9 protein-coding genes are annotated in these 14,618 nt (G+C 72.5%); 6 read left to right on the forward strand and 3 right to left on the reverse strand.

What is annotated here, in order from left to right; translation table 11 throughout:
- Positions 1-517 precede the first annotated feature (517 nt).
- Positions 518-2,023, forward strand: coding sequence for a SulP family inorganic anion transporter (locus tag AB0D31_RS09530; protein ID WP_362719366.1), 1,506 nt, complete (start codon positions 518-520; stop codon positions 2,021-2,023).
- 379 nt (positions 2,024-2,402) lie between these two features.
- Here the strand turns inward: AB0D31_RS09530 and AB0D31_RS09535 are convergent, their stop codons facing one another.
- The 3 genes from AB0D31_RS09535 to AB0D31_RS09545 form a co-directional block, all read right to left on the reverse strand.
- A complete protein-coding gene (locus AB0D31_RS09535) occupies positions 2,403-3,554 on the reverse strand; it encodes a hypothetical protein (protein WP_362719368.1) in 1,152 nt (383 codons plus the stop codon).
- 164 nt (positions 3,555-3,718) lie between these two features.
- A complete protein-coding gene (locus tag AB0D31_RS09540; RefSeq protein ID WP_362719371.1) occupies positions 3,719-4,471 on the reverse strand; it encodes an alpha/beta hydrolase in 753 nt (250 codons plus the stop codon).
- A gap of 232 nt (positions 4,472-4,703) precedes the next feature.
- The gene (locus AB0D31_RS09545) at positions 4,704-7,160 is read right to left on the reverse strand and encodes an ABC transporter permease (protein ID WP_362719374.1); all 2,457 of its coding nucleotides are present in this window, start codon (positions 7,158-7,160) and stop codon (positions 4,704-4,706) included.
- Positions 7,161-7,430: 270 nt separating this feature from the next.
- On the opposite strand from AB0D31_RS09545, the gene AB0D31_RS09550 reads away from it, so the two are divergent.
- The 5 genes from AB0D31_RS09550 (at position 7,431) to meaB (ending at position 14,520) form a co-directional block, all read left to right on the forward strand.
- Positions 7,431-8,720 carry a sensor domain-containing protein gene (locus tag AB0D31_RS09550; RefSeq protein ID WP_362719377.1) on the forward strand — a complete coding sequence of 430 codons (1,290 nt, stop codon included), beginning with the start codon at positions 7,431-7,433 and terminating at the stop codon, positions 8,718-8,720.
- Positions 8,720-9,352 carry a response regulator transcription factor gene (locus AB0D31_RS09555; RefSeq protein WP_362719509.1) on the forward strand — a complete coding sequence of 211 codons (633 nt, stop codon included), beginning with the start codon at positions 8,720-8,722 and terminating at the stop codon, positions 9,350-9,352. Before AB0D31_RS09550 ends, AB0D31_RS09555 begins: the two co-directional genes overlap by 1 nt.
- Positions 9,353-9,545: 193 nt before the next feature.
- On the forward strand, positions 9,546-11,363 hold the full coding sequence (locus AB0D31_RS09560; RefSeq protein WP_362719380.1) for a methylmalonyl-CoA mutase family protein: 1,818 nt from the start codon (positions 9,546-9,548) through the stop codon (positions 11,361-11,363).
- The gene (gene scpA / locus AB0D31_RS09565) at positions 11,363-13,537 is read left to right on the forward strand and encodes a methylmalonyl-CoA mutase (RefSeq protein WP_362719382.1); all 2,175 of its coding nucleotides are present in this window, start codon (positions 11,363-11,365) and stop codon (positions 13,535-13,537) included. The genes AB0D31_RS09560 and scpA overlap by 1 nt, the downstream gene beginning before the upstream one ends.
- Positions 13,534-14,520 carry a methylmalonyl Co-A mutase-associated GTPase MeaB gene (gene meaB / locus AB0D31_RS09570; RefSeq protein WP_362719385.1) on the forward strand — a complete coding sequence of 329 codons (987 nt, stop codon included), beginning with the start codon at positions 13,534-13,536 and terminating at the stop codon, positions 14,518-14,520. Before scpA ends, meaB begins: the two co-directional genes overlap by 4 nt.
- The last annotated feature ends 98 nt before the right edge of the window (positions 14,521-14,618 follow it).

Below are 14,618 nucleotides of genomic sequence, written 5' to 3' on the forward strand. Positions count from 1 at the left end.
CTCCGGCCACCTCGTCCCGCCGGGGCGCCCCGGGCGCCCCGGGCGCCTCAGTCACCCGCCCCCTTCCCCGGGCCGCTCGGGACCCCGGCCCCGCTCAAGGGAGGTCGGGTAGAGTTGGCGGGGCGGGGCCTGCCGTTCGCCGTGCTGGGGCCCGCCGAACCGGCCGACCGCTCCCCTGGTCGGTCGTCACGTCTGTCGGGGTCGATGCCGCCCCCGGCGACGACGAACCCGGACGACCGAGCCCGCAGGAGACAGCGTGCGTATGACCATGGTGTCCCGCGCCGCCGCCTGCCCGCCGTGAATCCCGGCCCCTGAGTCGTCGCCCTGAGCGACACTGAGCGCCCCGAGCGGCGAGTGCCCCGAGCCTGCGTGCGTCCCGCGCACCGCGCGCTTCGGGACCTCCGAATGCTTCTCGCCCGCCGACCCGCGGGCACCGCGAACGGCCGCCCGGCCGCCCCGCGTTATCCCGCACGCTCCGGCGGACGCCCGGCGTGCCCGAGTACGACAGGTACCCGTCTTGACGACGTCCGCACTGTCCCCGGCCGCCCGGCTGCGCGGCCTCAAGCCCGACTGGATCAACGATCCCCGGGTGTGGCGCACCGAGATACTGGCCGGTCTCGTGGTGGGGCTGGCGCTGATTCCCGAGGCGATCTCATTCTCGATCATCGTCGGGGTCGACCCGGCGATCGGTCTGTTCGCCTCGTTCACGATGGCCGTCACCATCTCCATCGTCGGCGGCCGGCGCGCCATGATCTCTGCCGCGACCGGAGCCGTGGCCCTGGTCACGGCTCCGCTCAACCGTGAGCACGGCTTCGGCTATCTGGTGGCCGCGGTGATCCTCGCCGGTGTCTTCCAGATCGTGCTGGGCGCGCTCGGGGTGGCTCGGCTCATGCGGTTCGTGCCGCGCTCGGTGATGGTCGGCTTCGTCAACGCGCTCGCCATCCTCATCTTCATGGCGCAGGTGCCCGAGATGCACGACGTGCCCTGGGCGGTCTACCCGCTGATCATCGGGGGTCTCGCCCTCATGGTGCTCTTCCCGAGGATCACCCGGACGATCCCGGCCCCCCTGGTCTCCATCGTGATCCTCACGGTCATCACGGTCGCCGCCGCCATCGCGGTGCCGACCGTAGGGGACAAGGGCGCCCTTCCCTCCTCGCTGCCCACGCCCGGCCTGCCCGACGTGCCGTTCACGTTCGATACCCTCACCACCGTCGCCCCGTACGCACTCGCCATGGCGCTGGTCGGCCTGATGGAGTCGCTGATGACGGCGAAGCTGGTGGACGAGATCACGGACACCCACTCCAGCAAGACCCGCGAATCCATCGGGCAGGGGATCGCCAACATCGTCACGGGGTTCTTCGGCGGTATGGGCGGCTGCGCGATGATCGGCCAGACCATGATCAACGTGCGGGTGTCCGGGGCACGGACCCGGGTGTCCACGTTCCTGGCGGGCACATTCCTGATGGTGCTGTGCATCGTGTTCGGGCCGGTCGTCTCCGACATTCCGATGGCCGCGCTCGTCGCGGTGATGGTGATGGTGTCGTTCGCGACGTTCGACTGGCACTCCATCGCGCCCAAGACGCTGCGGCGGATGCCGGCCGGGGAGATCGCCGTCATGGTGCTCACCGTCGCCGTCGTCGTCGCCACCCACAACCTGGCGATCGGTGTCGTCGTCGGCACGATCACGGCGATGGTGATCTTCGCCAAGCGCGTCGCCCACGTCGCGGACGTCACCGCGGTCGTCGACCCCGACGGCACCCAGGTCGTTTATCGCGTCACGGGCGAGCTGTTCTTCGCGTCGTCCAACGACCTCGTGACCCGGTTCGCGTACGCCACCGATCCCGACCGGATCGTCATCGACCTCTCCGGCACCCACATCTGGGACGCGTCGTCCGTGGCCGCGCTCGACGCCATCGAGGCGAAGTACGCCCAACGCGGCAAGACGGTGGAGATCATCGGCCTGAACCAGCCCAGCGCCCACATCCACGAGACCCTCAGCGGTGAACTCACCGGAAGCCACTGACAAGCCCGCGGGGTGCGGGCAACGGTCAACGTCCTTCGCCCCCACGGCAGTTGGCGGGACCCTGCTGGCTCAGGAAGCCGCACCCGGCTCCGCGGCACGGACCGCTGCTCGCCGACCCAGGCGGCGAGCGTCGCCATTGCGCGGGCGCCGGGCACGCAGGGCCCGCAGGTCGGCCCGGAAGCCCACGGTGTCGAACCAGTCGAACATCGCGGCCATCTCTTCTCTTCGCTCTGGGCGCGGATCCGCTCGATCGGCGTGGCGGCGACCGCACGGGGCGGCCCGCCGCCCGGGCGAAGACCTCAGCCATCTGCGGCCCCGGTCAGCACGTCGACGCACCGGCCGAGCCGTCACGCCGGCCGGCCCGGTTTCCGCGGCGCGCCTATTTGCCGGGGTCGCGGAAGCGTCCGAAGGCCTTGGTGAGGGCGGTCAGGGGTGATCCGTCCGCCTTCGCCGGTCGCGGCACGGGGGCTCGCAGTACACCGTCCCCGCCGCTCGTCTCGGCCAGCGCGGCCTGGGCCGCCTCGGCGGCCTCGCGGTAGAGGTCGCGCGAGTTCGTCATGGCGTCGAGCGCCTCGGCGTACCTCATGACCATGCCCTGCGCGTGCACCAGTTCCTCGTCCGGTGTGAGCAGGTGCCAGCCCTGGCGGAGCCGGGTCAGGGCCCGTTCGGCGTCGGCCGTCAGCGGACGGGGCAGCGCGGCGAACTCCTTGATTCTGTCGAGGAGTTCGGTGGGCTGGGACCCGTCGAGGAAGACGGTGCGCAGCGTGAAGGCGTCCCCGTCGTAGCCGGGGCTCGGCGGCGCGGTGGGCAGGACGACGGCTCCACCGCGCGGCATCCGCACGTTCAGCTCGCGCTTCATCGCGAAGTCGGCGATCTGGGCCTGCTCCGGCGTGCCCCGGTGCTCGACCACCCGGTGGCGCAGGCTCGGCGGAAGGAACGTCGAGATGGGCTGCTGCCCCTTCGCGTCCGGAGTCATCGCCTCGTGCACCACGACGTGGATGAACCAGCTCTGCCGGGTGCAGTCCCGCAGCAGGTGACGCAGCTCGTCGTCGTCCTTCGGCAAGTAGTTCGTGGCGCGCAGGCGCAGGCCGGCAACCGTGTCGTGGTCCCAGGCGACGCGGTCGCTGTCGGGCCAGAACACGGTCGCGGGCGAGAGCCAGTGCACATCCCAGGCGCGCTCCGCCTCGGCGGCCAGCACCCAGGTGACACCCTCCCCGTCCTTGCGGCGCGACTCGGGGTCGTACGTGGTGAGCTGCGCGCGCACCACGATGTCGTCGGCGACGCGCCAGCGCGCCTCGAAGACACGGCGGGCGGTGGGGCCGGGGTCGGCGGACTCGTCCAGCGGGTGCAGGACGGTGGAGCGGGCCGCCTCGACGGGGTCGAGGTCCAGGAAGTCGTCGAGCACCCCGGCCGCCTGGAGGGCGATCAGGTTGCGCCGGACGTCGAGCTCGGGCTCGGGCCCGAGGTGGCGCCCGCGCCCCAGCCACGCGGTGTCGGGGACGGTGGGCGGGGGGCTGCTGTTTTTGGCCATGGATTCGTTCTGTGGGCGATCGGGGCCCGACCAGTATGGTCGTTCGGCCCGGCCTGGCAACGCAGTACCCCACCCGCGGCCGCGTCGCGCTCGCCCTTGCTCCCCCGAAGTCCGAAATGACCCCCCGCGCCGGCGCCCGGAGCGAGCCCGGAACGAGCCCGATGTCACCCGGGCCGCACCCGCTCGACGACGTCGAGCACGGCCTTCGCGACCACGTCCGGCCGGCTCTGGTGAATGTAGTGACCGGCGTCATGCACCTCCAGGTGACGGCCTTGCGTGGCCGTCGCGGCGACGGCCGCCTGGAGCCCGGTCCACCGGGCCCGCATCCCCTTCGGCAGCCCTTCGGTCGCGCTCAGGACCGTGACCGGGACATCCGGCAGGCACGAGGACGCGCGCAGCCGCCGCAAGGCCGGCATCTCCTCGCGCGTCATCCGGTTCTCGGCGGCCGCCGTGCGCGCCTGCTGGGGGCTCGCCCGGCAGGCCAGTTCCGTCGCGACGAGCAGGTCCCGGACGGACGGATCCTCGGTCGCCCGGTGCGCCGCCCGGGACGCGCTCTCGCGCAGGGACCGCTCGGCGGCCTTCCGCATGAACGGCGCGGCAGCGAGGCCGGCGAGGGCCGCGTCCGCCCAGCGCAGGACGGGGGGCTGGAACGCCTCGTGGCCCGGGTCGACCAGGACGAGCCCGGCCACCAGCTCCGGCGCGCTCCACGCCACCCGCTGTGCGAGCAGACCGCCCCAGCTGTTGCCGACCAGCACACGGGGCCCTGGCCCCAGGTGGGTCAGCAACGCGACCAGGTCGTCCTGCTCGCTCACGGCGGTCGGCGCCCCGGCCGGGTCGCTCATGCCGAGCCCCGCCCGGTCGTACGCCACGACCCGCGTGTGCCGGGCCAGCGCGGGCAGGATCGGCGCCCAGGTCATGGCCGGAGTGCCGCACGCCGCATCGAGCACCACGGTGGTACGTCGTGCCCCCGCCTCGACCCATCGCAGAGCCCGCCCTCAGCGCTCCAGCTCGCCGCCCGTCGCACCCCCCGGTATGAGCGCATCGAGCGCCCTCACCACAGCATTGCTCACAACTCCCCCTCCCCGCACCGCGGTCACGGCCCGGCGCCACAGGTTAGGCATCACGTCAGGCAGCGCGGCGCCCGACGGCTCATACGGCGACGCCCACGAATTCGCCCGTCGCGCGCCGCAGAGCGAGCGCGGCGGGGATGACGGAGGCCACCACGGCGAGGCCCGCACAGGCGGCCGGCGCCGCGACGAGGGACGCCCAGGGGATCGCGACGGCATCCCTCACCGACAAGCGGTCCAGGGCTCCCCACAGGCCCGCCAGGTTGAGCACGGTCACCAGCAGCCCCAAGATCGCGCCCACGGCCACCACCAGCAGCGCCTCGCCCCCCACCAGCCGAAGCACCTGCCACCGCGTCGCCCCGGCCAGGCGCAGGACGGCCATGTCACGGACCCGGCCGGGTGCGGCCATGACCATGGTGTTCGCCACGGAGATGCCGGTGTACAGCAGGGCGATGCCCAGGACCAGGAAGAGACCCAGTCGCGTCGTCCGGTTCGCGGCGGGATCGCTCCCCTGCGTCCACTGGGCCTTGGTGAGGACTCGGGCGCCCGTGGCGTCCAGTGCCGCATGCAGCGTAGTGAGCAAGGACCCGGTTTCCGTGCCGGGCGCGGCCGTGATGTCGAGCCGGTCCACCCGTGCGCCGGGTGCGTTGTGAGGGGTGACGTACGCACCGTTGTTGCCGGTGCCGGTGGCCATCACCGCGGCGATTCGCAGCCATTTCTCCGTGCCGTCGCCGAGCCACACCCGCACGCGCTGCCCCACGGTGTGCCGCTGCCACTCCTCGGTGACGATGATCGAGCCGTCATCGAGGTCGCTCGCGTTGCCCGCGGTGATCGGAAGGTGCGTCGTGGCGGTGAGCGCTCCTGGTTCGGCGGCGCGGGCGTCGGACTTGACGAGGGCCACCTCGTCCTCCAGAACGCAGACGGCCGTGGTGGAGGTCGGGGACACCTCGGCGCCGGTCAGCGCGCGCAGCTTCCGCAGCGTCACCGCGTCGAAGCCCGCGCCCTTCGGGGCGATGACGACGACATCGGCGGCGGTCTGCTCCCGCCTCTCGGCGATCTTCGCCCTGTCCAGCGTGGCGGTGGCGCCCAGGAGCGATCCCGCGAGGGCCACCATGACGAGGACGGGGGCCGCGATCGCCGCGGTGCGCCGCACGCCGGCAAGAGCACTCGCCCGTATCAACGTGCCGCCGATGCCCGACAGTCGGGTCGGAAGCCAGGCGATCACCCGCACCAGCGGGCGCACGACGACCGGAGCGAGGAGCGCGACCGCGGTGATGAGCAGCATCGGCCGGCTCACATAGGACTTGCGGTGCAGCAGTCCACCCGGGTCGGTGGCAAGGGCCATGCCCAGGGTCACGGCGGCGACCAGTGCCAGGGCGACGCCACACAGTCCCCGGCCCCATGTCATGGGCCGCGCGTCCACGGACGCCTCGCGGAGCGCTTCGGTCGGGGCGGTGCGGCCGGCCCGCCAGGACGCGGCCGCGGCGCCACACAGCGCGACGACCACACCCGTCCAAAAAGCCATGTGGTACGGCCACATGGAGTCGCCGATGGTGAACCAGGCCGGCGCGAGTGCACCGTCGACCGCCCAGGCGGCCAGCCGGGGGGCGCCGTACGCACCGAGCACGCAGCCGGACGCCGAAGCGAGCACGCCCACCGTCGAGGCCTCGGCGAGCACCATCCGGCGAATCTGTCCCGGCGTGGCCCCGGCCATGCGCAGCAGCCCGAACTCCCGTCCCCGCTGGGCGACTGCGAAGGCGAAGGTCGAGGCCACCACGAACACCGAGACGAAGGAGGCGACGGCCCCCGCCGTGCCGAACAGGGCGTTCATCGCGGTCAGCGCCCTGCCGTCGCGGTCCGGGTCGGCGTCGGCCTGGTGGCGGTCCTGCCCGGTCAGCACCTGGGCGCCGCTGCCGCGCACCACGTCCCGCACAGCCGAAGGGTTCGCGTCGGCCATCACCAACTGCTCGCTGGTGGGTTCCAGTTGAGCGGCACGGGCGTCGGTGTAGAAGAGCGCGTGCTCGAATCCGCGGTCCCCGACCGTGCCCACCACCCGCACCGTGCCGTGGTCCGTGCGCAGGCTCTGGCCCGGTCTCGCCCAGGACCCGCCGGCGACGACCTCGTCGCCCGCACGGGGCGCACGCCCGGCGTCGATCGTGTACGGCGCGAACGCGGCGACGGACCAGGGGTGCCCCACCAGGTCGCCGGGGCCGCCCCGGGCGCGTACCGGGAACGACCGGTCCTCGACCACGGCGCCGAGCCGCTTGAGTCGCGCGACGGTGGCGGCGGGCACGACACGTGGCTGGGCGAGTTTCTGTGTCTTCACGCCGTTGCGCGTGGGCACGGACAGCGTGTCCGCGCCTTTGACCACGACCGCCGCCGCGCCGAACCTCTGCGGCGCCCGGCCGGGGGCGTCCAGCGACGAGGCGAGGGTCAGACCCATGACCGCGATCAGGGCGACGCCGAGAGCGAGCGCGACGAAGCTGCCGACGAACAGGACCCACCGCGTGCGGAGGGTGCGCAGGGCCAGTTTCAGCACGGGACGGTCTCCCGGCGAGTCAGGTGCGCGGCGATGCGCCGTCGCCGGCCGCGGCGGTCGGTGCGGTGTTGCGTTCCGGGCTCGTTCATCGGTCCCCCACAGGTCCGGGGCCCGTCCTGGGAGCACCCGTCGTCGATGGGTCCACGTAACCGTGCGGGGCCGTGGCGGTGCATTACGGCAGAGCCGAGACCTGGGGTAGGGCCAGACATACCCCCGCTCCTCGGCCTGGGCCGATGGCATCGGACGGACGGGGCTCCTACGGTGATCGCCATGCACCCTCGGAATGTGTGGCAGGCCCTCGCGAGGCCCGGCTTCCTCCTGTCGCCGTGGCCGTGGCGCTCGGCCGCCTATCTCGCCACCGGCGCCCCGGCCGGTGCCGCCGCTCTTCTCTGCGTCGCCGCTTTGACGGCGCTCGGCGGGGCCCTGGCCCTCGTGCTGGTGGGGCTGCCGCTGCTTGTCGCCACGGCCCTCATCGGCATACCGGTGGCCGCGGTGGAGCGGCGCAGGCTGCGCCTGGTCGACGTGGCTCCTGCGCCCGACCCGCACCGGCCCCCCGTCTCCGTCGGTCTCGGGGCCTGGCTGACGACCCGGCTCAAGGAAAAGGCGACGTGGCGCGAACTCGGATACGCGCTGCTGTTCGCGACCGCGCTGTGGCCCCTCGACGCCCTCGCGCTCACCGGCGCTCTGCTCCTTCCGCTCTCCATAACTGCGACCCCACTGCTGCTGGCCACGGTGGGCGACGGACGGGAGACCAAGGTGCTCAAGCTCGTGACCGTCACCTCCTGGCCCGCCGCCGTGGCCGTCGCCGTACTCGGACTGGTCCTGACGGGTGTGGGCGCGTACGCCCTGGGGGCCATCGCCGGAGGACGTGCCTACCTGACGCGGCGTCTGATCGCTTCGCCGGAGCATGAGTTGACCGTGGCACTCGCCGAAGTCACCCGCTCCCGGCTGCGCCTGGTGGACGCCTTCGAAGCGGAACGGCGGCGCATCGAACGCGATCTGCACGACGGGGCGCAGCAGCGGCTGGTGGCCCTGATGATGGCGCTCGGTCTGGCCAGGATGGACGCGCCGCCGGGTCCGTTCGCCGACCGGCTCGCAGCCGCGCACGAGGAGGCCGGCGCGGTGCTGACGGAGTTGCGCGAGCTCATTCGCGGGATCCACCCCCAGGTCCTCACCGACTACGGCCTCCCCGCGGCGATCGATGACGCCGCCGACCGTTCGCCGGTCCCCGTGGACGTCGATGTCGCCTTGCCCGGCCGGCTGCCCCGGGCCGTCGAGTCCGCCGCGTACTTCGTGGTGTGCGAGGCGCTCGTCAACATCGCCCGGCACAGCAACGCCAGCATCGCGGAGGTGAGCGGCGAGCACCGTGCGGGGCGGTTGTTCCTGCGGGTCCGGGACAACGGCGTGGGCGGCGCCGACCCGGCGGCCGGCAGCGGCCTCGCCGGACTCGCCGACCGGATCTCGGTGCTGGATGGAAGACTCACGCTGTCCAGTCCGCCGGGCGGACCGACTCTGGTGGATGTGGAGCTCCCTTGCGAACCGACCAATCTCTGCGGGTAGTGCTGGCCGAGGACGGCGTGCTGCTGCGCGAAGGACTCATCGGCCTGCTCGACCGCTGCGGGCACGAGGTGGTCGCCGCCGTCGGGGACGCCGACGCGCTGGTCGCCGCCGTCGAGGAGCACGCGCCCGACATCGTGGTGACGGATGTGCGTATGCCTCCCGGCTTCCAGGACGAGGGGCTGCGCGCCGCGGTCCGGCTGCGCGGGCGGCGCCCGACCCTGCCGGTCCTGGTCCTCAGCCAGTATGTGCAGCGGGCGTACGCCGCGGAGCTCCTGGACTCCGGGGACGGCACCGGCGTGGGCTATCTGCTCAAGGACCGCGTCGGTCACATCGAGCACTTCATGGACGCGCTGAGCGAGGTCGCCGCCGGCGGCACGGTCGTCGACCCGGAGGTGGTGCGGCACTTGCTGCGCCGGCGCCGCGATCCGCTGGAGCGGCTCACCCCCCGGGAGCGGGAGGTCCTCGCCCTGATCGCCGAAGGCAGATCGAACAGCGCGATCGCTCGCGCGCTGGTGGTGTCCGAGGCGGCCGTGGGCAAGCACATCGGCAGCATCCTCACCAAGTTGGACCTGCCACCGGCGACCGAGACCCACCGCCGGGTGCTGGCGGTGCTCGCCTTCCTCCGCGCGTGACGGCTTCCCCCTGGCGTGACGGCCCTCGGCCCTGACGGGTGGCGCCCCCGGCGCGGCGCCCCCTGCCCGCGGCCCGGCAGCCGGCGCCCAACCGTCGCGTGTCGCGCAGATGCCGAGGTCACGGCGGCAAAGAGGTCAAGGTCACAGCCGATTGCTCTGCTGCTCACTTGTCGAACTGCCCTAGCATCCGAGCATGACGGTCCTGCCTGACGACGGGCTCTCTCTGGCCGCCGAGTTCCCTGACGCGACCCTTGAGCAGTGGCACAGCCTCGTGGCTGGTGTTCTGCGCAAGTCGGGCAAGGAAGCTTCCGGCGAGGCAGCGGAGGACGCCCTGTCCACCGCGCTGGAGGACGGGTTGCGCACCCGGCCCCTGTACACCGCGCACACCACCGCGCCCGACGCCGTGGATCCGGGCTTCCCCGGTTTCGCGCCCTTCGTGCGAGGAGGCCGCGCCGAGGGCAACACCGCGGGCGGCTGGGACGTACGCCAGCAGCACACGGTCGGTGACGGCGCCACGGTGCTCGCGGACCTGGAGAACGGCGTCACCTCGCTGTGGCTGGTGCTCGGCGAGGGCGGTTTCCCCGTGGCCTCGCTGGAGCGCGTCCTCGACGGTGTCCATCTCGACCTCGCGCCCGTCGTCCTCGACGGGGGGCGCGATGTCGAGGCCGCCGCCGAGGAGTTGTTCCGGCTGTACGAGGAGCGCGGCGTCGCCAAGGACGCGGCGCGCGGCAGTCTCGGCGCCGACCCACTGGGTCACCAGGCACGCACGGGCGAGGAGTTGGCCTTCGCGCCCGCCGCGGCGCTCGCCCTGCGGTGCGCCGAGCAGTACCCGGGGCTTCGCGCGCTGACCGTGGACGCGCTGCCCTACCACGAGGCCGGCGGTTCGGCCGCGCAGGAGCTGGGCGCGTCGCTCTCGACGGGCGTCGCCTATCTGCGCGAGCTCACCGACGCCGGCCTGAGCATTGAACAGGCCTGTGCGCAGCTGGAGTTCAGGTACGCGGCGAGCGCGGATCAGTTCCTGACGATCGCCAAGCTGAGGGCGGCGCGCCGGCTGTGGGCGCGGGTCGCCGAGGTGTGCGGGGCGCCGGGAGCCGGGGCCCAGGTGCAGCACGCCGTGACGTCGCCGGTGATGATGTCGCGCCGCGACCCGTGGGTGAACATGCTCCGCACCACGCTCGCCACCCTCGCGGCGGGTGTGGGCGGCGCCGACGCCGTCACCGTGCTCCCCTTCGACCATGCGCTCGGCCTTCCGGACGCCTTCGCCCGCCGCATCGCGCGCAACACCTCGACGATCCTGATCGAGGAGTCGCATCTGTCCCGGGTGATCGACCCCGCGGGTGGTTCCTGGTACGTGGAGCGGCTGACCGATGAACTCGCCCACGCGGGCTGGGAGTTCTTCCGCCGGGTCGAAGGGCTGGGCGGCCAGGCGGCGGCCCTGCGGTCGGGCCGGCTCGGCGAGGATCTGGCCGAGACCTGGCGCGAGCGGAGCACACGCCTCGCCAAGCGACGTGAACCCATCACCGGGGTCAGCGAGTTCCCGCACCTGGCCGAACGCCCGGTGGAGCGCGCGCCCGTGCCCGCGCGGCCGTCCGGCGGACTGCCCCGCGTAAGGCGCGATGAAGCGTACGAGGCACTGCGCGCCCGCTCGGACGCCCACCTCGCGGCGACCGGGGCCCGGCCTCGGATCTTCCTGGCCACGCTCGGTCCCGCAGCCGCCCACACCGGGCGCGCCGGCTTCGCGGCCAACCTGTTCCAGGCGGGCGGCATCGAGGCCGTCACCGAGGGCACGTTCGAGGAGAGCGGTGCGACGGAGGCCTGTCTGTGCTCCAGTGACGCGCTGTACGAGGAGCGGGCCGAGGACACCGCCCGATCGCTCGCCGAGGCCGGTGCCCGGCATGTCTTCCTCGCCGGCCGGCCCGGGCAGTACGCCGGTGTCGACTCCTACGTCTTCGCGGGCTGCGACGCCGTCGCCGTACTCACCGCCACCCTCGACCGCATGGGAGTGTCCTGATGGGAATCCCCGACTTCTCCGGGATCGAGCTGGGAACCCCGGCCGCGGACGGCGACGCCGAGACATGGAGCGACGCCGCCCGGTCAGCGGCCGGCGGCGACGTACCGCTGTGGGAGACCCCTGAGGGCATTACGGTCAAGCCGCTCTACACCGGCCTTGACCTGGAGGGCCTGGACTTCCTCGACACCTACCCCGGTGTCGCCCCGTACCTGCGCGGCCCGTACCCGACGATGTACGTCAACCAGCCCTGGACGATCCGCCAGTACGCGGGTTTCTCGACGGCCGAGGAGTCCAACGCGTTCTACCGGCGCAACCTCGCGGCCGGCCAGAAGGGCCTGTCGGTCGCCTTCGACCTGCCGACCCACCGCGGCTACGACAGTGATCACCCCCGGGTGACCGGTGACGTCGGCATGGCAGGTGTGGCCATCGACTCCATCTACGACATGCGGCAGCTCTTCGACGGCATCCCGCTGGACAAGATGACCGTGTCGATGACCATGAACGGCGCCGTGCTTCCGGTGCTCGCGCTGTACATCGTGGCGGCGGAGGAGCAGGGGGTGCCGCCCGAAAAGCTCGCCGGGACCATTCAGAACGACATCCTCAAGGAGTTCATGGTCCGCAACACCTATATCTATCCGCCGAAGCCGTCGATGCGGATCATCTCCGACATCTTCGCCTACACCTCGCAGCGGATGCCCCGCTACAACTCGATCTCCATCTCCGGCTACCACATCCAAGAGGCCGGTGCCACGGCCGACTTGGAGCTGGCGTACACGCTCGCCGACGGCGTGGAGTACATCCGGGCGGGGCGCGAGGCGGGCCTTGACGTGGACGCGTTCGCGCCCAGGCTCTCCTTCTTCTGGGCGATCGGCATGAACTTCTTCATGGAGGTCGCCAAGTTGCGGGCGGCCCGGTTGCTGTGGGCGAAACTGGTCAAGCAGTTCGACCCGCAGAACACCAAGTCGCTCTCCCTGCGCACCCATTCGCAGACGTCGGGCTGGTCGCTGACGGCTCAGGACGTGTTCAACAACGTGACGCGTACGTGTGTGGAGGCGATGGCGGCGACGCAGGGGCACACCCAGTCGCTGCACACCAACGCGCTCGACGAGGCACTCGCGCTGCCCACCGACTTCTCGGCGCGCATCGCCCGCAACACCCAGCTGCTGCTCCAGCAGGAGTCGGGCACGACCCGGGTCATCGACCCGTGGGGCGGCAGCGCCTACGTCGAGAAGCTCACCCACGATCTCGCGCGCCGGGCCTGGCAGCACATCGAGGAGGTCGAGGCCGCGGGCGGCATGGCCAAGGCCATCGACGCCGGCATCCCCAAGCTCCGTATCGAGGAGGCGGCGGCCCGCACCCAGGCCCGCATCGACTCCGGACGCCAGCCCGTCATCGGTGTCAACAAGTACCGTGTCGAGAGCGACGAGCAGATCGACGTACGCGCGGTCGACAACTCCTCCGTGCGTGCCCAGCAGATCGAGAAGCTGCGCCGGCTCCGGGCCGAGCGCGACGAACGCGCCTGTCAGGACGCCCTGGACGCGCTGACCCGGGCGGCCGGCGGGGAGGGCAACCTCCTGGAGCTGGCCGTGAACGCGGCGCGCGCCATGGCCACGGTCGGCGAGATCTCCGACGCCCTGGAGAAGGTGTACGGACGGCACGCGAGCCAGATCCGTACGATCTCCGGTGTGTACCGCAACGAAGCAGGTGAGTCCCCCTCCGTGGCGCGCACCCGCACCCTGGTGTCCGACTTCGAGGAGGCCGAGGGGCGCCGGCCGCGCATCCTGGTCGCCAAGATGGGTCAGGACGGCCACGACCGCGGCCAGAAGGTGATCGCCACGGCCTTCGCCGACCTCGGCTTCGACGTGGACGTCGGCCCGCTGTTCCAGACGCCCGCGGAGGTCGCCCGCCAGGCCGTCGAGGCGGACGTCCACATCGTCGGGGTCTCCTCCCTGGCGGCCGGCCACCTCACCCTCGTACCGGCGCTGCGCGAACAGCTCGCCGCGGAGGGGCGCGAGGACATCATGGTGGTCGTGGGCGGGGTGATCCCGCCCCAGGACGTGCCGACGCTGCTCGCCATGGGCGCGGCGGCCGTGTTCCCGCCCGGGACGGTGATCCCGGACGCGGCCCACGATTTGGTGCGGCGCCTTGCGGCCGACCTCGGGCACGACCTGTGATCGATGTCGACGCCTATGTGAGGGGTGTGCTCGACGGGAAGCGGGCGATCGTCGCGCGCGCCATCACGCTCGTCGAGTCCACCCATCCCCGCCACCGTGCGGCGGCGCAGGAGTTGCTGACCGCGCTGCTGCCGCACAGCGGCAGGGCGCGGCGGATCGGCGTGAGCGGTGTGCCGGGTGTCGGCAAGTCGACGTTCATCGACGCGTTCGGCACGCTGTTGACCTCGGCCGGGCACCGGGTGGCGGTGCTCGCCGTGGACCCGTCCTCCAGCCGTACGGGCGGCTCGATCCTGGGTGACAAGACCCGGATGGAGCGTCTCGCGGTCGATCCGGCGGCGTTCGTACGCCCCTCCCCCACCTCGGGCACGCTCGGCGGGGTCGCCAAGGCGACGCGCGAATCGATCGTGGTGATGGAGGCCGCGGGCTACGACGTGGTCCTGGTGGAGACGGTCGGCGTCGGCCAGTCGGAGACCGCGGTCGCGAACATGGTCGACTCGTTTCTGCTCCTGACGCTTGCCCGCACCGGTGACCAGCTCCAGGGCATCAAGAAGGGCGTCCTCGAACTGGCCGATGTGATCGCCGTCAACAAGGCGGACGGCCCGCACGAGCGGGACGCCCGGTCCGCCGCGCGGGAGTTGGCGGGGGCGCTGCGCCTGATGCACGGCCCGGACGCGTTCTGGGCGCCGCCGGTACTGAGCTGCAGCGCGCGCGAGTCCATGGGCCTCGACGCCGTGTGGGAGCGCCTCGAACAGCACCGGAGCCTGCTCGACTCAACGGGCCGGCTCGCCGCCAAGCGCCGCGACCAGCAGGTCGACTGGACGTGGACGATGGTCCGCGATGAACTCCTCGGCCGCCTGCGCTCCCACCCCGGCGTCCGCGCTCTGGCCCCGGCGCTCGAACAGCGGGTGAGGGAGGGCGAGTTGACGGCGACGCTGGCAGCGGAGCGGATCTTGGAGACGTTCGGGGGGCAGCAGCCCCGTTGACGGCGAGCCGGCGGGTCGGCGGGTCGGCGGGTCGGCGGGTCGGCGGGTCGGCGCTGAGCATGGAGCATCGACGCCGCGCTCGTGCCGGGCGAGCCGGC

It is taken from the genome of Streptomyces sp. NPDC048361 (assembly GCF_040651795.1).
GTDB lineage: Bacteria > Actinomycetota > Actinomycetes > Streptomycetales > Streptomycetaceae > Streptomyces.